Below are 18,770 nucleotides of genomic sequence, written 5' to 3' on the forward strand. Positions count from 1 at the left end.
ATCAACTCAGACATCTAGCTTAGCAATTTCTTTTGGTAAGGTGTTAATCTTAATGTTTGTGCTGAGGGTGATGACGATCACCTGATTTTGTAACCTGGTGAACCGATCGCCTTTTTTGATCGCCTTTTTTTGATCGCATGGTTGCTGTTAAGCATGGTTTTGCTGCCCATTCTCACGCATTAAAAAAGCTTGGGCGATCGCCCCTGATGGTTTCTAGAATGGGAACCGTAGCCTTGGGAGTTGGCGGCAATGGTGCGATTGGCGCGGTGGCAGTGGGTGGTGTTGGCGCTGCCGTTGGTGACGATAGTGGGGGTGGTGCTGTGGGCGGCCGGCTCCCAGTTGCACGCCTGGGGCTTGAGTTGGATTTGGGGACTGTTTACCCTGATGCTGGTGGGCTGGCGCTGGTTACTGGTGCGCTGGACAAAATCCATGGTGGGGCAAGTGGAAGCGGCGATCGCCTCGGCGGGGCTGGCGGATTGGGAACAGCGGGGCGATCAGGTTGCTGTGCCGGTGAATGAAGGTGCGTTGGCGCGGGCGGAAGTGGCCTTAACGGAACTGTTGCAAGCTGCCCAAAACGACCCGGCCCCTTGGGAAAATTGGGATCAGTTTTGGCAGCGTTGTTTGAGCTTAACGACGGCGGTGGCTCGGGCCTATTACCCGGAGGCGAGCTATCCCTTACTCAGTATCTATGTGCCCCAAGCCTATCGATTGATGCGGGGGACGGTGGATGATTTGGATCGCTGGATGCAGCAACTGGAGCCGGTTTTAGGCCAGGTGACCGTGGGCCAAGCCTACGAAACCTATACGCTGTATCAAAAGCTGGAGCCTTCCATGCGCAAGGCGTTTCGGGCTTGGCAGTGGGCCCAGTGGTTTTTGAATCCGGTGGCGGCGGCGGCTCGAACGATCACCCAAGGCTCCAGCACTCGGGCCGATCGCGCCCTGTTGGCGAATTTGGGGCAAGTGTTGCGGGAAACGGCTTTGCGGAATTTGGCGCGCCAGGCGATCGCCCTGTACGGTGGGGCCGGGTTGCCGCCGGAAAATTTTGCCCCGATCGCCTCACCCATTCCCCAGGCCCAAACCGAAACCCTGCAAGCCTTGATTGCCCAAGCGGAACCGGAAGAGGCGATCGCCACCGCCGTGGTGAATGTGTTGTTGTTGGGGCGAACGGGGGCCGGCAAAAGCAGCCTGGTGAATGGGCTGTTTGCGGCGGAGTTGGCGGAAACGGATGTGTTGCCCAACACCGATCGGGTGGTGAGCTATGAGTGGGTGGCCGCCACGGGCGATCGGTTGCGGCTGTGGGACTCACCGGGCTATGAACAGGCGGGTAACCCAACGACCGGAGAGCGGGCCCGGGCGGCCGCTCGGGTCGCAGACGTGATCCTGTTGGTGACTCCAGCGCTGGATCCGGCGCTACAGATGGATTTGGACTGCTTGCGAGATTTGCAGGCCGCTGGGGTAACAGCTCCGGTGATTGGGGTCATTTCCCAGGTGGATCGCTTGCGGCCCCTGCGGGAGTGGCAACCGCCCTACGACTGGTTAGGGGGCGATCGACCCAAGGAGCAATCGATGCGGGAAGCGGTGCAATATCGCGCCGAGCTGCTGGGGGCCCATTGCGATCAATTCTTGCCTGTGGTGTTGGGAGAGCGGGGGCCTTGGGGGCTGGAAACCCTTTCCCTGGCATTACTAGAGGCGATCGGCTCAGCCCAGGAACTTCGCTTGGCCCGCTTCCTGCGCGATCGGGAAGCCCGCGCCACGGCCGCCGCTCGCATCATCGATCAATATGTGTTCCAAATGTCCACCGCCCAAGGGCTGGCCCTGTTTCTCAAAAGCCCCGTTCTGCAACTCATTTCGCGGGTGATGACCGGCTCTCCAACCTTGGCCTATCTGTTGGCCGAGCGCATCCCGATCGAGCAATTGCCCCTGGTAGTTGGTAAATTGCAACTGGCCTACGACCTGTTTAGCCTACTGCAACCAACAGCCAGCTTGGACGGCGAAGCGCGATCTCGCAACTTAGATTGGCTGTCCCTGTGGCCGCTGGTGACCGACAACGGTCAGCCACCGGAGCGGGAAGCTTGGGCCTTGGGCCATGCCTTGGTGGAACATTGGAGTCAAGAAACCCCGGCTAATACCCTGCGCGATCGGGTGCAGTTCTATCGCCAAGCGCGATTGGTCTAGGCAAAATTGGTTTAGAACCGCTGGAACGGGCGATCGCAGCCGATGAATCTCCATGGCGAAGGAACGCGCCTTGACCCGAACGGAGTTGAAATTTCGCGCTAATCGCATCTCTGCTGATTTTTGGCGAAAAATTGAGCAAAATTAATTCAGAACTTTAACGCACCACTGATCGGCAGCTAAGGTGGGGGATTAATTTGTGATGATGCATTATCGAAACTTTAACTACAAATATCACAAATTTACGGCGGCCATTCGGATCATCCGTTAACATTGGAGAAGACCTGGTGCTATTTGCACATTTTGCAACTCAAATTTAAAGTTCTAATACGCTGGTACTCTTTATAAATATTCAATCCAATGCAGATATTCATAATTATGGTCTGTCCTGGGCTGATTGTTTGATGTTTAGTGTTTGGATAGCTTGCTAAGAGTTATCCCTAAGTAGATGTCTGAAAAGCCATAGCTACTCCTTTCAGGTGTCATCGCAGATAAGGGGCTTAAGCTCCTTGACTTCGTGATGATTCGTGCTTGGCAAATAATCCAAGACGCTTTTCAGACATCGACTCAGCAAGATTGCTAATTTTCCTTCCATTCAACAACTGACTGTTATGTCAAACCAGTTTCTTGGCATCACTGAAAAACTCAGTTTCCTGATTCAGCAAACCCCCTTAGCGCTGATTGAATGGAACCAAAATTTCTGTGTCATCAGTTGGAACCCGGCTGCCGAAAAAATCTTTGGCTATTCTGCGGAAGAAATTTATCTACAACCGGTTAGCCGTATCGTGTCGCCAACCGTGCAAACCGAAATTAAGCCGCTGATGGTAGCCCTCTTACAGGAGCGAAAAACGGTTGTTTGTCAAAATGAGAATATCTGCAAAGACGGCAGTGTCATTATTTGTGAATGGATTAACACGCCGGTTTTTGATGACCAAGATCAGATGCTATCCATTTACTCGATCGCCCAGAATGTGACCGATCGAGTGATGGCCGAACGACGTTTGCAAGAATCCGAGGCTCAGCTCTTAGAAAAGTCCACGACCCTCGAGCAGGTGGTGGAACAGCTTCAGCAAGCGCAAATTCAACTGGTACAAAGTGAAAAAATGTCGGCCCTGGGGAATTTGGTCGCTGGGGTGGCCCATGAAATTAATAATCCTTTGGGGTTTTTAAAGGGCAATATTCGCCCTGCGTTGGAGCACCTGGAGGATCTGTTTGCCCTGTTGGATGCCTATGCGGAACATCACCCCGATCCCCATCAGCAGGTGCAACAACTCATTGAAGAAGTGGATTTAGAATTCATTCGCCAGGACTTGCCCAAGCTTTTGGAGTCGATGAATCAGGGAATTGATCGCATTAAAACGATTAGTGATAGCTTAAGAACCTTCTCGCGCTTAGATAGTGAATATCCAGTTAGTTTTGATTTGCAAGATGGATTGGACAGCACAATTTTATTGTTAAAACATCGCCTGAAGTCCCATGATCATCGGCCCGCCATTCAGGTCATTAAAAACTATGGTGATGTGCCTGAAGTGGAATGCTTTGCCGGTCAACTGAATCAGGTGTTTATGAATTTGCTAGCTAATGCGATCGATGAACTGGATGAAGCTTGTCGCGATCGCCCTGTCCAGGCGCTCAGCGAAAATCCCCCCCAAATCATCATCACCACTGCCCTCTCGGCGGATCAAAAATCGGTTCACCTATCCATCCAGGACAATGGGCGCGGCATTGCTGAGGAGCTACAAAGCCAGATTTTTGAGCATTTCCAGATTTTTGAGCATTTATTTACAACTAAATTGGTGGGCAAAGGAACCGGCTTGGGCTTAACCCTGTCTCGACAAGTGATTGAAGAAAAACATGGCGGTCGATTGTGGTTGGAGTCCCAGTTAGGGGCGGGCACAACCTTTATGATTGAGTTGCCGCTGGTTTGTGTAGACAGGAGTTAGGATTGAGCGTCACGGGTCAGGAAGTTGCATCGCTGCAACTTGGGATGCAACTGGAATCGATGCGGATGGCATCGATCGCCCTGTCGGTGGCGGGGAGTCGGCATCGGCGGGCGGCGGAACCTTGCCAAGATGCCAGTGGTTGGGCCTTGGGCGATCGGGCAGGATTTGCGGTGGTGGCCGACGGAGCCGGATCGGCCAGTGCCTCCGATCTGGGGGCCCAGGTGGCGGTGGAAACGGTTTTAACGCTGTTGCCCCGTTGGCAGCGGCGGCGATCGCCCCGATCGTTGGCGGATTGGTTGCCGTTGTTGCGGGCGGTGGTGCGGGCGGCTCGGTGGGCGGTCGATCGGGCCGCACGCGATCGGGATTTGGCCTTGCGAGAGTTGGCTTGCACCTTGGTGGTGACGGTGGCCTTACCAACAGGATTGGCGATCGGCCAAATTGGCGATGGGGCAGTGGTGATTCAAGATGCCCAGGGCAACTGGCAAACGCTCACGCAGCCGGAACAGGGAGAATTTGCCAACGAAACCCGATTTTTGCAGGAGCCAGGGGCCGCCCGATCGCCTCAGTTGGTTACTTGGCTTGGTGATTGGCAGTCTCTCGCGCTCTTTTCCGATGGTTTGCAGCGCTTGGCCTTACAGGAACCCGATCAATCGCCTTTTCAGCCCTTTTTTCAGCCGCTGTTTCAGTTTTTAGCCCAAAGCCCAGACCTGACCGTCGTGATCGATCGGCTGCGGGCGTTTTTAGAGTCCGATCGAATCGCCCAGCGCACCGATGATGATGTCACACTAATTTTGGTTCAGCGTTTGGCTGATTGAACCGAAGCCTCATTCCAAAAACAATCCCAAAAGCAATCCCAAAAGCAATCCCAACAACACTCTCAACAACACTCTTAAAACTAGCTATGCAACCGGATTTGCCCCCCAACTCCAATCCTCCAACGGCTCCCCGATCGCCCGATCGGCTCCTGCAAGCAACCCAGTGGATCGTGCTGGGGGCCATTGCCCTGGCTTGGGTTGGCCCAGCCTTCAGCCCCAGCGCCGAACCCACCCCCGAAACCCCCAAACCGGCGATCGAACAGGGGCGTTAGGGCGTGTTTGGTCGCAAAACCGGGGGGCAAGGCACGGATTTTCTGAGTCGTTGGGTCAGCGGCGTTGCGCCCACCGCTGGCGAGCCAGGGCCAAGGCGATCGCTGTGGAGTCGTTGGCAGCGATCGGCTCTGGCCTTGGGGGCTGGGGTGGTGATGGGGCTGGGGCCGGAGCCGGTGGGCTGGTGGCCGCTCCCCTGGGTGGCGATCGCCCCGCTGTGGTGGTTGCTGGCAAACCCAACGCTCAATTGGCGCGATCGACTCGGGTTGGGCTGGCTTTGGGGTTTGGGCTACAACCTCGTGGCGGTGTTTTGGCTCACGGGCCTACATCCCATGATGTGGCTGGGAGTGTCCTGGGCCACCAGCCTCACCATTGCCCTGGTGTGCTGGTTGGTGGCGGCCGGTTGGGCCGGGTCACAGGTCGCCTGCTGGGCGGTGGGGTTTGGGCTGCTACACCGCAAATTGGCGGGGCGATCGGCCGGCGGACGCTGGGCGCTGGGCCTGGCCCTGTGGTTGGTGACGGAATGGTTCTGGAACCAATCTCCCTTGGCTTGGACAGGATTGGGCCTGACCCAAGCGCCTCATAACTTGGCGATTTTGCACTTGGGCCAATTGTCGGGCCCCGCCCTGGTAACGGCGGTGATTGTGGGGGTGAATGGAGCCTGGGCAGAAGCTTGGCTGACCCGTCGGCGGCATTGGTGGGCCGGGGCGATCGCGCTGTTGCTGTTGGGCCATGGCTTGGGGGCCGCTTTGGCCGCCCAACCCTTAGCCGATCGCCCCGCTGCGGCCCTGACGATCGGGGTAATCCAAGGCAACATTCCCAACGATCTGAAATTTGGCTCCGAAGGTTGGCGCAGGGCCCTCACGGGCTATCAACGGGGTTATGAAACTCTTGCAGAGGCGGGCGTTGACGGCGTGTTGATTCCCGAAACGGCCTTGCCAATTGTCTGGACAGCGGAGGCCACTCGCGATCGACACAATGAATTCCTGTCGGCAGTGCTCGATCGGGCTGTGCCCGTGTGGTTGGGCCTGTTTGCGCCCGATCGCCAGCAACCCGATCGCCTCACCAACAGCCTCATTTCCCTCGATCGCACCGGAAAAGCCGTGGGTCGCTATGACAAAGTGCGCCTTGTGCCCCTGGGGGAATATATTCCCTTCGAGTCTGTGATCGGCGGCTTCATCGATCGCCTATCGCCGCTGGACACCAAGTTGGCCCTCGGCCAGCCCAACCAGCACCTCAACACTCCCTTTGGCCAGGCGATCGCCTTGATTTGCTATGACTCAGCCCATGCGGAATTGGCGCGATCGCAGGCGGCCAGCGGCGGGCAATTCATCCTCTCAGCAGCCAACAACGCCCATTACCGGCCCACGATGTTTGCCCAACACCACGCCCAAGATGTGATGCGGGCGATCGAAACCGATCGATGGGTGGCCCGCGCCGCCAACACCGGCTATTCCGCCTTCATCGATCCCCACGGAGTCACCCACTGGCGATCGCGCCCCAACGTCTACGAACTCCACGCCACCGAAATCTATCGCCGCACCCAGCAAACACCCTACGTCCGTTGGGGCGATTGGCTCACACCCCTGGCTGTTCCCTTGGCCTTGGCGGTGAGCTGGGGATTGCGGCGTGCTGGTTCATCCTTGCCCGATCGCTAGGGACAATTCGCCCAGCGGAGCCAGCAATTTCCCCTGTCCCAATGCTCTGTTCCAACCCCATAATCAGCGGGTTCATTGGGATCGGCTAAAAATTTGCCACATGATGAATAGTGTGAAACCCACATAGCCAATCACCGTGGCCCAATCCATCCAATGGTCGCCCATGGTTGACTCCGAAACAGGTTAGGAAGGTGGTCAGCAATTCAGGGGTTAGGATTAGCGCTTGATTAGCGCTTGACTAGCGCTTTTTATTTTTGCTCATCCACTCTTCAACAAAATTGGTATAAACTTCGCCGCCAATAAACTCTGGCGATTCCATGATTTTTTGGTGAAAACCAATCGTGGTGTTCACCCCGGTGATGGCACATTCGCGCAGGGCACGCTTCATCCGGGCGATCGCACTGGAGCGATCGGGGCCCCAAACAATCAATTTGCCAATCAAAGAATCGTAGTAGACCGGAATTTCATAATCGGGATAAACGTGGGAATCGATCCGCACCCCCGGGCCACCCGGCGGCAAATAGGCCCCAATCCGACCGGGGCAAGGGCGGAAATTTTGATCAGGATCTTCCGCATTAATTCGACATTCGATCGCATGGCCGCGCAACTGTACCTGATCTTGGGTGAGGCGCAGTTTTTCCCCTTGGGCAATCCGTAACTGTTCAGCGATCAAATCCAGGCCGCAAACCATTTCCGTGACTGGATGTTCAACCTGAATGCGGGTGTTCATTTCCATAAAATAGAAATTACTCGATCGATCCACCAGAAACTCCACCGTTCCTGCGCCCACATAGTCGATCGACTTGGCCGCTGCCACGGCCGCGCTGCCCATTTTTTCCCGTAACTCCGGATTCAACACAGGGCTGGGCGCTTCTTCCAGGAGCTTTTGGTGGCGGCGCTGAATGGAACAATCGCGCTCACCCAGGTGGATCACGTTGCCATGGCTGTCGGCCAAAATTTGGAACTCAATGTGCCGCGGCCGTTCAATGAATTTCTCAATGTAGAGGCCCGGGTTGCCAAAGGCCGCTTCCGCTTCCCCTTGGGCCGCTTGGAACAGCTTGGGCAACTCTTCCGCACTGCGCACCAAACGCATTCCGCGACCGCCACCACCCGCCGTGGCCTTAATCATCACGGGATAGCCAATCTCATTGGCCAGCTCCAGGGCCGATTCTTCGTTTTGCACCAGTCCTTCGCTGCCGGGAACCGTGGGCACGCCGGCCCGTTGCATGGTTTCCTTGGCGGTGGACTTGTCGCCCATGGCCCGAATCGCGGCCGGCGAGGGGCCAATGAAGGCAATTTGGTGATCGTTACAAATCTCGACAAATTTTGCGTTTTCTGCCAAAAAACCGTAACCCGGGTGAATGGCCGTGGCGTTGTGGGTGAGAGCGGCAGCGATGATGTTGGGAATGTTCAGATAGCTTTTGCTGCTGGCTGCGTCGCCGATGCAAACGGCTTCGTCGGCAAGCTGCACGTGCAGGGCTTGTCGATCGGCAGTGGAGTGAACAGCCACAGTGGAAATTCCCAGTTCTTCGCAGGCTCGGATTACCCGAACGGCGATTTCTCCACGGTTGGCAATCAGGACTTTTGAAAAGCGCATTGTCGTACGATCGCAGGTGGGGCGCGGTAGCCAATCCTATCATCGTGGGTGGCCTGCGGGCGATCGGGCGGCGGAGTCTGGGGAAATCGGGCCGAGGGTGGTGCTTGTGCTGGATCCTTTGGGATCTCGTTCAATCTCGGCTCAAGATTTGGCTCAATCAATATTTGGATTTGGCTCAAGATTTGGCTCGATGCTCGATACCGATTGAATTTGACACTGATTGAATTTGATTCAGTATCTAGCCCAATTCTTCGATCTTGGCTCCAGCACCATCCCAATCTGCATCCCGATGTGTATCCCGATCTGCATGAATCTGTTGATGAACCTCAGCCAAGGCTCAACAAAACGATCGAAGAATGCTATACTGCTACGGCTGGTTTGACGGGTAACAATAATTTGCCCCCAACATCCTCAGTTGGGTTCGGCAATACTCCCAAAAACTCACACCAGCATCATCAGTGAATCACCTGCGGATGTGGCGGAATTGGTATACGCGCACGTTTGAGGGGCGTGTGGCTTTGCCTTGCGGGTTCGAGTCCCGCCATCCGCATCGAATTCCAGATTGGACTTCATCCAGAGCATTTTGAAACCTGGCTTGAGCGTCCTCAGCTCATAACCTGCGACCGGATCATTGATTTTCAGTGATCCGGTTTTTCATAGTCTCAGGTTCAGAGTTGTGGCTCAAGATTGCGACTCAAGGATTGCGACTCAGGCTCTCGACAGGATGAACGGGACTCTTAAATCGATCGAGACCCGCCGCGTCCAGAAATTCCAGGAATTCCAGAAATTCCAGGGGAGATGCTGAAAGCCGCATCACGAGGGTGGTGCTTCAGTCTCTTTTCTTTAGGTGAGTGTTAGGATCGAGAAAAGTTAAGAAATGCAAAGACCTTGACTGCTAGCGTTACTGATCGACAAGCGGATTTATCTGCACCTCAGCCCCCCGTCGATCGCCCCTCGATCGAGCTGGGATCCCATGGGGATTGGCATCGGCTGAAACCCACCTGGCAAGGGGATGAAACCGTTGTGCAGCAGGGCTTACCTCACCATTTTTTGGCTCCCCCTTGGCAAATGTTGTTGTTGGGAGATGGGTCACCCACTCGCCATCTGCAATTGCTGACGGGAGAACCAACCGAGGTGGATGTGATTGATATGTCGGTGGTGGGGCCGGCGGGGGACGGGGCCCCGGAGGCGATCGAAATGGTTCCGGGGCCGCGATTACGTCGCCAGGTTTGGTTACGGACGGCTTCCGGCCAGCGGTTGGCCTATGCCACGTCTTGGTGGGAAGCCAGCCATGTGGATGAGTATTTGCAAAATCGATCGCTGCCCATTTGGGCCAGTCTGGCTCGGTTGCGCACGGAGCTTTACCGCGATGTGCGGGGAATTTGCTATGGGCGATCGGCGGCCCTAGAGGCCGCGTTTGGAGAGTCGGGGCCGCTCTGGGGGCGACATTACCTGTTTTGGCATCGAAATCAGCCCCTCACGCTGATTTTTGAGGTCTTTTCCCCACATCTCCAGCGCTACTTGGGGCCGATCGCCCGCCAGTAGTGGCAATGATTGCAATGTAACGATCGCTAATGATCGATGGTGTTGGCCAGCTCGCGCGTGATGAAGGGCAGGTCGATCGCGTCGGTGGGGCAATGGTCAATCATGACGCTTAAGCCCGCGCCGCCCACTTTGGTGCGCAAATAGCCCAGCCCGATCGCCCCGTTTTCGGTGGCCACACAACTGGTGAGGGTTCCCACTTTCTGATCCGCTTGCAAAATCGGACAGGGGGTGGCGATCACCCGAGGCAGTCGAAATCCCCAAAGGTTCAGCTTCACGCCGTTGTAGGTGTTCAGGCGGGCGATCGTTTCTTGGCCGATGTAGCAGCCTTTGTTAAAGGAAACGGCTGTCCATAGCCCTGCTTCTAGGGGGTTGTAATCTTCCGTCAACTCATGGCCCACCGCCGGTCGCCCTTCGGTGATCCGCAACTGTTCCCAGGCCTGTTCGCCCAGGGGAACGGCTCCCGCTTGGGCGATCGCCTGCCACAGGTCACCGGCTCGATCGTTGCTCACCCAAAGGGTATAGCCATCGGTGGCCAGACCGCTGCTCCGTTGCACCCGCACGGGCACATCCTGAGCCAGGATCATGGTCTGGTGGGCAAAGGGGGCCAGGGCTGAAATGTCGTCAAGGGTCGCCCCCAACTGTTGCAAACAAAGGGCACTTTGCGGCCCCACAAGGCTGAAAATCGCGAATTGACCGCTAATATCCGCGAGGGCGACCCGATCGGCGGGGAAGATGTAGCGATCGAGCCAGCGAAACAGGGTTTGCCCCATCCCCGGCGACACCAATAAATCCAGCGCTTCCGCCGTCACGGCCACCATGGCCAAGTCCAGGGTGCGAGCGGTGGAGGTCACCAACACGGTTTGGCAACCCTGGCCCGGTTGCAGAGTTTTGATGTTGGCGGTGCTTTGGTTATGTAAAAACAAGGCTCGATCGTCCCCCGTTAATTGCAACAGGGCCCAGTGCGATCGATCCACCAGGGCCACCCCCGTCGTGACCGCCGCGATCGCCGCCGGATCGTTGCCGAAATGGGCGGGCACTTGCCCCTCGGCCACGGCGGGATCCCATACTGCTCCCATCTGCTGTTGTGCGTCTTGCAGGGTTACCATCGTTCAGAACTGCTCTTGCTACTGCTCAACTAGGATTGCTCAACGGTTTTTGTGCAATGGATACATTCCCTGTTCAGTGTGCCTGGTTTGGGCCAGACCTGCATCGGGGGATTTGCCTGGGAGTGTTCGATCGCGCCGCTCCAAACCCTAATGCAAAGCTGGCAACCCGCGTCAATGCTCCACCGTACTAGTCATGGCCAGAATGGCTGAAACTTTGGTCAGAAGCTGATCAGGAGTTGATCGATTGCCAACCGTTTCAAATCACTGCCTCCAGCGATTCCAGTTGCAAGACAGTGAGATCGAGACAGTTAAGCTGAGAGTCAGTTTGCTGCTCAAGACTTAATCCAGAAACTTCAATCCAGAGACTTCAATTCAAAAACGGTTGGCTATGCCATTGAATCACCATCAAGAGCAGGAGTTGGGACAACTGCCCGGTCAACTGCTAGATCAGGTGCTGGAGCCAGTGGGCAATCCAGCGTTAAATCAGGCGCTGGCGACTTTGGCGGATGGGGATTTTTATGAGCGCTGGCAGGCGATCGGGCAGCTCAAAACCCTTGGCAAGTCTGCGATTCCGGCTCTGGTGGCGTTGCTGACCGATGAAGCGCTGGATTTAGAGCAATGCTGGTTTGTGGCCAGGGCCTTGGGAGAGTTTGACGACCCGGCGGCGGTGCAATCGCTGGTGAATCTGCTGTCGATCGCGCCTGATCCCTCCGTGCAGGCAGCGGCGATCGAGGCCTTGGGCAAATTGGCAGAGCGATCGCCCCAACTGCGAACGGTGGCGCTGGATTGTCTGAACCCTTACCTCACGGATCCAAATTGGGGGCCCTTGGTGATCAAGGCGATCGGGCAAATTGACCACCCCGACGCAATTAATGGCCTCCTGATTGGGGCCGCTTCTCCTCAGCCTCCCCTGCGACGGGCCGCCTTGGAAGCCCTGGGCAGCTTGCCCCATCCCGCCTTGTTGCCCCACCTGCTGCAAGGAACTCAAGACTCGGAGGCCACGGTGCGGTTGGTGGCGGTGACGGCCTTGGGGGCCAAGCGTTGGGGCCACAGCCCAGTGGCCCAAGAAACCATCGCCCAAACCCTCACCCAACTGTTGAGCGATCCGGCGGCCTCGGTGGCGGAGGCGGCCGCCTTGGCCCTCAGCCACTGGGGCCATGAATCAGCGCGGGCCGCTTTGGTGGCGGCCTGGGAGCGGCGACAGTTACCACCAGCGTTAGTAGTGCGGCTGTTGGCCCAAATGGGATTACCCTCGGCCTTAGCGGCCTTGGGAGAGCGGTTGCCCCAAGGTGAAACAGAGCTGTTGTTGGGGGGGATTGTGGCGATCGCCCAGCATCACAGTTCCGATCAAACCTATCAACGCCGGGTGGCTCATCTGCTGCTCGATTGGCTCGATCGGCCCCTGGCTCCCTTCACCGACGGGGCAGTTCAGGGGGCCTTAATTGAAGCCCTGGGTAATTTGCGAGTGGCGGCCGCGTTCGATCGACTGCTGCCCCGGTTGTGCGATCGACCCGACCAGTCCCCGACCCTGGCCTTGCAAGTGTTGGCGGCACTGCGGCAAATCGACCCCCAACAGGGAGCCGATCGACTCGCGGCTTGGATTGATCAGGCGGCGGCCCAGCAGGCAACCGTCACCGCCCGCCAAGGCCTTCAGGAATGGCAGGCGATCGCCCAAGCGGCCCAGGACGGAGCAACCATGCCGTTAGCTTAAAGCGTCGTTAGCTTAAAGCCTCGTTGGCTGAAGGCTACTTGCTGAAAGCTACTCACTGAAAGCTACTTGCTAAGGGACGCAACAATTTGCTGCATTTGCCCGATCGTCGCCTGCTGGGCTTGGGTGGTGTCCGTCGCCTGGGTGAGGTTGGTCAATAGGGCTTCCAGGTGTTGCCGCAGGCCGGAAACCTGTTCAGACATGGGCTGAGTTAGGGTGTCCCCCCCTTGGCTGCCCTGGGTGATGGCCTCAATTTGCTTACTTTGCAATTCACGTTCCCGATCTTGCAGGATTTGCAATTGGGCCTGCACGTCCCCATGGCGCTGGTTCACGGTCATTTCCGCCTCTTGCACGGTGGATTCCAATGTGGAAATCCGATCGCGCAATTGGGACTGCAATTCCTCCAGGGCTTGCAGATCTTGCGTCACCCGATCGAGCAGCGGCGACAGATCCACGCCGCCCTCCGTCCGGGGAGCAGTCAGCCCCTGGCGCTTGTTCAGCACCGTTTTGTGGGCATGGAGCACCTCTTCCCGCTCTTGCAGGTTGCGCCGTTGCCCCACTAGGGTTTCTTCCAGCATCTGGCAACCGTCGCGCTCATCGGCCAGGTTTGCCTCTAGCTGAATGCGATCGTACTCATTGGCACTGTTGATTTGGCCTTGCAGTTCCTCGATCGCCTGGCGCTTGGCACTCAGCTCCTCTTCCTCATCACTCACCAGCCGCGATAGCTTTTCCAAGTCCCGCTGCAACTGGGCCGTCAGCTCTTGCAACTCCCCGATCGGCATGGCTTCCAAGGCTGCTCGATCGACCCGCTGGGCTGCATCGCTGTGGCCGTCCCCATTGGCCGCTTGTTCCAACAGGGTTTGCAAGCTGCGTTGGGTGGCCAGTTGCCCTTCAACGGCCGAAAGCTGCTGTTGATGAAGTTCGAGCGCCGTTTGTTGGGCCCGCCATTCGGCCCGGGCCCGATCCAGATCATCCCGCTGGGCATACCAATCTTGCCAAGCCGCCGCCAGGGTCTGAGTTTCTGACGTAATCCAATCCCGCACCTCTGGGGAAAGGGTTGGTTCCGCCGCTGGGGCGTGGTTGAGCAGGCTTTCCTGGGCCGCCGTAATTTGCAGGCAGGTTTCCACCGCCGACTGCAAATAGTCCATGGCCACCACCGAAGAAGCGGCCTGTTGCAGCAAATGTTGCAATTGAGCCGCCTGTTGGGCATCGAGACCCGCCGACTGCGCTAATTGCTGCTGCATTGCCAGGCGCTCTTGGTTGAGTTGCTCCTGTTGGGCCCGCAGGGCATGTTGAGCCTGCTCAATTTCCTGGCGCTTGTGTTGCACTTCCTGATTGAGGCGATCGGCCGATTCCCGGGCCTGTTGCACCTCTTGGCGCTGGCGATCGAGCTGCCGCAACTCCTGTTCCAGTTGCTCCAGTTTTTCGCGCCGCTCATCGAGCTCCTGTTCCCGCCGGTTCAGCTCCTGGCTTTGGTAAGTCAGGGACTCCATCCATTGCTGAATTTCTTCTTCCTGGCTCTTATTCTTTTCCTGTTGACGGGAATAGCTTTGCAGCAGGCTGACAATCTGCCGGGCCCCTTCTTGAATATTCTTGACTTTGCGATCGGCCCCTGACCCGATCGCATCCACCAGCACTAATGCCCCGTCTTTGTAATTGCTGGCATCGTCTGAAGCGATGGGATCCTCATTGGTAATTGCGCTCCACTGCTCTCCCTTTTGACAGGCCAGCAGCTTCAATTCTGACTTTGATCCCATCAAGCCGCGTTTTTGGACGACTTCTGCAAGATACAGCACGCTGCCCTTCCCCTCGTTCGTTCAGTGAGATCTTCGCGCTACGGATGATGGCGTTGGCCATCGTCTTTCAAGATGCAGCTTTTTTAAGGACGCAACTTATAAAGACGTGACTTGGCTGCCACTGTGAGATTGACACTTTTCCCTGCCCAGGGGCAAGGGGATTTTGGCCCCAGTCGAGCAACCCTATTTGCTCGATTAGACCACGGGTTGACGCTGCGTTGATCGTGACCAGTCATTGACCGTAACCGGCAAAAAAACTGGGGTGATCGGCACGTCAGCTTGACCCATTGGATTTCAAATCACCGATTCGCGATCGCGAGCCGGGCGTTTTACTCTCCGGTGCTGCAAAAGGGGCCTGTTTTTCGGTCAGACTGCCCATGGATTGCTGATTTTTCCCGCTCTTGGCCTTCAGACTCGGTTTCACAGCGCTAGGGCTGAGAGATCGCTGCAAGATGAGCAGAGTGGTTAAACCATGCTGATTTTATCAAACGCAGCCAGAAGCCACCTGAAAGGGACAATCTTCTATTTTCCGGCCAGCAGCCCGCTGGGGGCGAAGTTCTGCCAGCTCCCTGCGGTTGCTTAGGGTGGGTTGGCTGGAGTTGTTGAGATTCAAAACTAGCTCGGGGTTGAATCGCTGCTGAATTGAATCGCTGCTGGAGTAGATGCGCCGGGTTGCTTGGGCAACCGCCCTACTATACAAAATGTATTAGACAAAATGTATTTAAAAATTGAGCTTGAAAAAGTTGCGATCGAGCCATTCGGGATTGATCGATCGCGATAGCATGGAGCCAGGACTGGGTAACCCCACTCCCCCCTATCCCCGTGCCAGGACAGCCCTATGCAAGGACAGCTCAGCGAGATTGATATCCGCAGCCTCCTGCACCTGATTGAGTTAGGCCAGCGCACGGGTGAACTGTATTTAGAAGTGGAAGGCGCTCACCCGGGCGATCGCCGCAGTTGGTTCGTCTTCTTTCGCCAAGGGGCGATCGTTTACTGCACCTCCGGGGAAGGGGGCACAACCCGTCTTCGGGACTATCTCCATCGCTATGCCTTGGAAACCGCCATTGATGAGCTGTCGGTTTCCAAAATGGCTTCCATCAGCGAGCCGGAATATGGATATCTTTGGGCATTGCTGGAAACCCATCAACTGGAGCCGGTACAGGGCCGCAACATCCTCCAGGCAATGGTGCATGAGGCCCTGTTTGATTTGCTGACGGTGCATGAGGGGCGGTTCATTTTTAATATGGGCGAGGCGATCGCGCCCCACTTAACCAGCTTGGCCGTTAGCCCGCTGATTTCCCAAGTGGCCCAGGAATTGCAGGACTGGAAACAACTCTATCCCTACGTGCAGTCGCCGGATTTGTGCCCCGTGTTGACGGATGTTCAGCGATTGCGAGAAGTGCTGCCGGCCCAAACCCTCCAAACCTTTAGCGAGTGGGCCACCGGGTCAATTACCCTGCGCCAAATTGCTCGCTATCGCCAGCGGCCACTCCTGGCCGTGGCCCAGGCGCTTTATCCCTACATCCAGGAGGGGTTGGTGCAACTGATCGAGCCGCCTTTGGAGCATTCGGCCGCCCGATCGCGCTGGCATCAGGTCATGACCGTTCAGGATCCCAACCCGCGAGCACCGAGAATTGTTTGCATTGAAGACAGCCCCGCCGTTTGCCGCGCGATCGAGCAGGGGTTGCAGTTGTTGGGCTATGACGTGGTGGGCTTTCTCAGTGCCCTAGAAGCGATTAGCCAGGTGTTTGAGCTGCGGCCAGATTTGATCCTCTGCGATATTGCCATGCCCCATTTGGATGGCTATGAGCTATGCGCCATGTTGCGACAAACTCGATTGTTTCGGCATGTGCCCATCATCATGATCACGGGGCGGGAGGGGTTTCTCGATCGCACCCAAGCCCGCTTGGCCGGCGCAACTGATTACCTAACCAAGCCCTTTAAACGCCAGGAATTAAAAGCCTTAATTGAGCGATATATCGGCTCTGGTCGCCTGGAGCCAGCCCCTGAGGAGGAAATAAGCGATCTAGCGCTGTCTACGGCGGAGTCTCTCCCTGTACCCTAACAAAAGCGCCCAATTGGACTCAAATTAGCACCGGGCTAGGGCCTTTCGCGGAGAAACCCAAACGGGCGATCGCCCAGCCCCAACGGGATGTCAAATGGCCAGCGCGTTGCCTAAAGATTGCCCAAAGATGGCCAGAAAAGTTGAAAAACAACCCAACCATCGTTTACGCTTGCGCAACCGGGTTAGCCCCAACTCGGGCCAAGAATCGGGTGCGCGAGCTGTCAGTTCCTGCTAGCATTCAGGCGCAGGTCTGCGATTTCCGTGGGTGACAACCACCCGCAAAAAGACGTGGCCCGCCCATCACGACGCTATAATCATTGCCAGCCATCGCACTTGCATAGCGGCATTTTGCCAGGGTCTGAGTGTTCTTAGTCAACACCAGCCGTGATTGCTTGACATGGGTGAGGTTTCTGCCCGCCCATAGGCCAGCACCACAGCTCTATCAGCCGATCTTGTCAACGGCAATCCTGCCGAAAACAGAGCAATTGCCCCCAGGCCATTGATCGCCGGTAATAACCTGATTGCTGGTTCGCACCCACTCCCTATCTCCTAGTCGTTAAATTCTCGCGTGCCTCAATTCACCGGTAGCCATGTCCGTTGGCTGCCAGGGATTTGGGAACCCTAAAGCTGGCAGGATCAGGATGGTTCAAGTAAGAGCAGCACCGATCGCGTCTGGGATAAATCATTGCCCGTTCCGATGACCGGTAATGCAAGAGTTTGGGTGACGAGCCACCGCTGCGTCATGAACCCCATGCGCCCCGATTGACCCCCTTGGCAGGCAGAGTGAAACGAGAAAGATAGCCATGAGTGTAGTGTTAGTTGTCGAAGACAGCGTCGCCCAGCGAGAGATGATCGGCGAGCTCTTGCAGGGCAGTGGGCTGACCGTCAACATGGCATCCGATGGTGTTGAGGCGCTAGAAAGTTTGCAAAAGCAGCGTCCAGATCTGGTCGTTTTGGATATTGTGATGCCCCGCATGAATGGCTACGAAGTTTGTCGTCGCTTGAAGTCGGATCCCACAACGCAGGATGTGCCAGTGGTGATGTGTTCCTCAAAAGGGGAAGAGTTCGATCGCTACTGGGGCCTGAGACAAGGCGCAGATGCCTATATTGCTAAGCCCTTTCAGCCTCAAGAGTTGGTGGGAACAGTGAAGCAATTATTGCGCGGCTGATTGGTAAAGGTTGGAATCTGGTGATCTGAGTTCGGTGATCTAAGTTTGGTGATCTGAGTCCAGTGATCTGAATCTGGTGATCTGGAGTTGAGAAAATTGGCTTCTAATTGAGGAAACTTGCGCCAATCTGGCAGGATGGGTGTGGTTTCGCGAAATTAGCAACAATTGAACGGTGATTGAACGGCAATTGCGCAGTTTGGCTAGATCAAAATCTGGCTCTTTGCCCCCAGCGGGGTGATGACTGCCTGAAAGATCGGGTGCGATCGCGAATGCATGGCGTAACGTAATTGTGGGGTAGCAGTTGCCCTTCAGTCTGTTACGGAGCCAGAGGAAAGCGCTGTGGTCGGAAGTCCAGATTTTTTGGCCGGCGGAGGTGTGGATGATCAGTCGCCGGAACTTCAGGAGCTAGAAAATCCTGAAGGTGAGATGCACCTGCGGTTTTACCTACCCTCGGGACGGGAATTGGCGTTGCCAGCGGTCATTATCCGCGAGGTGAGTGAACCCTCTCCCGATCGGATCACGCCCGTGCCGAACGTGTCTCCCCTGTTGTTAGGAACCTTGAATATTCGGGGGCAGGTGATTTGGGTGGTGGATCTGGGGCAGTTTTTGGGGGAAACCATCCCGCTGAATACCGATCGGGCGGAGGTGCCGGTGATTGCGATCGAGGAAGGGGATATGATGCTTGGCTTGGCGGTGGCCCGGGTGGCGGGTATGTATTGGCTCAAGCCGGACAATGTGGAAGCCTTGAGTAGCGTGAATGATCCGATCGGGGAATTTTTGCGCGGAGAGTGGCGATTGAGTAACAATCGAATTCTGCAATTACTGGATCACGTGGCCATTTTGCGGTCTAACCGCCTGGGTCAATCCGCAGGATAGGAGTAGCATCGAAGTACGATGGGCGGCTATGCTCGTACCTGACTTGCCCA

General features: G+C 56.5%; 13 protein-coding genes and 1 tRNA gene. 11 read left to right on the top strand and 3 right to left on the bottom strand.

Features of this window, described 5'->3' with window-relative positions; translation table 11 throughout:
* Positions 1–249 precede the first annotated feature (249 nt).
* The 5 genes from H6F46_RS07185 (at position 250) to lnt (ending at position 6,858) form a co-directional block, all read left to right on the top strand.
* Complete coding sequence (locus tag H6F46_RS07185) at positions 250–2,175, top strand: GTPase family protein (protein WP_190354114.1); 1,926 nt, start codon at positions 250–252, stop codon at positions 2,173–2,175.
* Between the two features lie 608 nt (positions 2,176–2,783).
* Positions 2,784–4,115: an ATP-binding protein gene (locus H6F46_RS07190; RefSeq protein WP_190354115.1), complete on the top strand. Its 1,332-nt coding sequence runs from the start codon at positions 2,784–2,786 to the stop codon at positions 4,113–4,115.
* A 2-nt stretch (positions 4,116–4,117) separates the two neighbouring features.
* Complete coding sequence (locus tag H6F46_RS07195; RefSeq protein WP_190404986.1) at positions 4,118–4,930, top strand: PP2C family serine/threonine-protein phosphatase; 813 nt, start codon at positions 4,118–4,120, stop codon at positions 4,928–4,930.
* Positions 4,931–5,016: 86 nt separating this feature from the next.
* On the top strand, positions 5,017–5,202 hold the full coding sequence (locus H6F46_RS07200; protein WP_190354117.1) for a hypothetical protein: 186 nt from the start codon (positions 5,017–5,019) through the stop codon (positions 5,200–5,202).
* 3 nt (positions 5,203–5,205) lie between these two features.
* A complete protein-coding gene (gene lnt / locus H6F46_RS07205; RefSeq protein ID WP_347278289.1) occupies positions 5,206–6,858 on the top strand; it encodes an apolipoprotein N-acyltransferase in 1,653 nt (550 codons plus the stop codon).
* Between the two features lie 238 nt (positions 6,859–7,096).
* On the opposite strand, the gene accC is transcribed toward lnt, so the two are convergent.
* Complete coding sequence (gene accC, locus H6F46_RS07210) at positions 7,097–8,455, bottom strand: acetyl-CoA carboxylase biotin carboxylase subunit (RefSeq protein ID WP_099531788.1); 1,359 nt, start codon at positions 8,453–8,455, stop codon at positions 7,097–7,099.
* A gap of 469 nt (positions 8,456–8,924) precedes the next feature.
* Between accC and H6F46_RS07215 the strand changes: the two genes are divergently transcribed.
* Both H6F46_RS07215 and H6F46_RS07220 read left to right on the top strand, forming a co-directional pair.
* A tRNA-Leu gene (locus H6F46_RS07215) sits at positions 8,925–9,005 on the top strand.
* 407 nt (positions 9,006–9,412) lie between these two features.
* Positions 9,413–10,000: a chorismate lyase gene (locus tag H6F46_RS07220; RefSeq protein WP_099531852.1), complete on the top strand. Its 588-nt coding sequence runs from the start codon at positions 9,413–9,415 to the stop codon at positions 9,998–10,000.
* Between the two features lie 26 nt (positions 10,001–10,026).
* On the opposite strand, the gene H6F46_RS07225 is transcribed toward H6F46_RS07220, so the two are convergent.
* The gene (locus H6F46_RS07225; RefSeq protein WP_190354118.1) at positions 10,027–11,106 is read right to left on the bottom strand and encodes a folate-binding protein YgfZ; all 1,080 of its coding nucleotides are present in this window, start codon (positions 11,104–11,106) and stop codon (positions 10,027–10,029) included.
* 388 nt (positions 11,107–11,494) lie between these two features.
* Here H6F46_RS07225 and H6F46_RS07230 point away from each other — a divergent pair, with 388 nt between their 5' ends.
* Entirely contained in the window at positions 11,495–12,817 is a 1,323-nt protein-coding gene (locus tag H6F46_RS07230) for a HEAT repeat domain-containing protein (protein ID WP_190354119.1), read from the top strand.
* A gap of 62 nt (positions 12,818–12,879) precedes the next feature.
* On the opposite strand, the gene hmpF is transcribed toward H6F46_RS07230, so the two are convergent.
* Positions 12,880–14,610: a pilus motility taxis protein HmpF gene (gene hmpF, locus H6F46_RS07235; protein ID WP_190354120.1), complete on the bottom strand. Its 1,731-nt coding sequence runs from the start codon at positions 14,608–14,610 to the stop codon at positions 12,880–12,882.
* A gap of 838 nt (positions 14,611–15,448) precedes the next feature.
* Between hmpF and H6F46_RS07240 the strand changes: the two genes are divergently transcribed.
* The 3 genes from H6F46_RS07240 (at position 15,449) to H6F46_RS07250 (ending at position 18,720) form a co-directional block, all read left to right on the top strand.
* The gene (locus H6F46_RS07240) at positions 15,449–16,675 is read left to right on the top strand and encodes a response regulator (RefSeq protein WP_099531793.1); all 1,227 of its coding nucleotides are present in this window, start codon (positions 15,449–15,451) and stop codon (positions 16,673–16,675) included.
* An 803-nt stretch (positions 16,676–17,478) separates the two neighbouring features.
* Entirely contained in the window at positions 17,479–17,844 is a 366-nt protein-coding gene (locus H6F46_RS07245; protein WP_099531794.1) for a response regulator transcription factor, read from the top strand.
* Positions 17,845–18,183: 339 nt separating this feature from the next.
* Positions 18,184–18,720, top strand: coding sequence for a chemotaxis protein CheW (locus H6F46_RS07250; protein WP_099531795.1), 537 nt, complete (start codon positions 18,184–18,186; stop codon positions 18,718–18,720).
* Positions 18,721–18,770 lie beyond the last annotated feature (50 nt).

This window comes from Limnothrix sp. FACHB-1083 (assembly GCF_014696485.1).
Lineage (GTDB): Bacteria > Cyanobacteriota > Cyanobacteriia > CACIAM-69d > CACIAM-69d > CACIAM-69d.

Excerpts from the sequence above, each read along its gene's own strand:
- H6F46_RS07185 (WP_190354114.1), top strand. The coding sequence starts at position 250 with ATGGTGCGATTGGCGCGGTGGCAGTGGGTGGTGTTGGCGCTGCCGTTG.
- H6F46_RS07190 (WP_190354115.1), top strand. The coding sequence starts at position 2,784 with ATGTCAAACCAGTTTCTTGGCATCACTGAAAAACTCAGTTTCCTGATT.
- H6F46_RS07200 (WP_190354117.1), top strand. The coding sequence starts at position 5,017 with ATGCAACCGGATTTGCCCCCCAACTCCAATCCTCCAACGGCTCCCCGA.
- accC (WP_099531788.1), bottom strand. The coding sequence starts at position 8,455 with ATGCGCTTTTCAAAAGTCCTGATTGCCAACCGTGGAGAAATCGCCGTT.
- H6F46_RS07225 (WP_190354118.1), bottom strand. The coding sequence starts at position 11,106 with ATGGTAACCCTGCAAGACGCACAACAGCAGATGGGAGCAGTATGGGAT.
- H6F46_RS07230 (WP_190354119.1), top strand. The coding sequence starts at position 11,495 with ATGCCATTGAATCACCATCAAGAGCAGGAGTTGGGACAACTGCCCGGT.
- H6F46_RS07240 (WP_099531793.1), top strand. The coding sequence starts at position 15,449 with ATGCAAGGACAGCTCAGCGAGATTGATATCCGCAGCCTCCTGCACCTG.
- H6F46_RS07245 (WP_099531794.1), top strand. The coding sequence starts at position 17,479 with ATGAGTGTAGTGTTAGTTGTCGAAGACAGCGTCGCCCAGCGAGAGATG.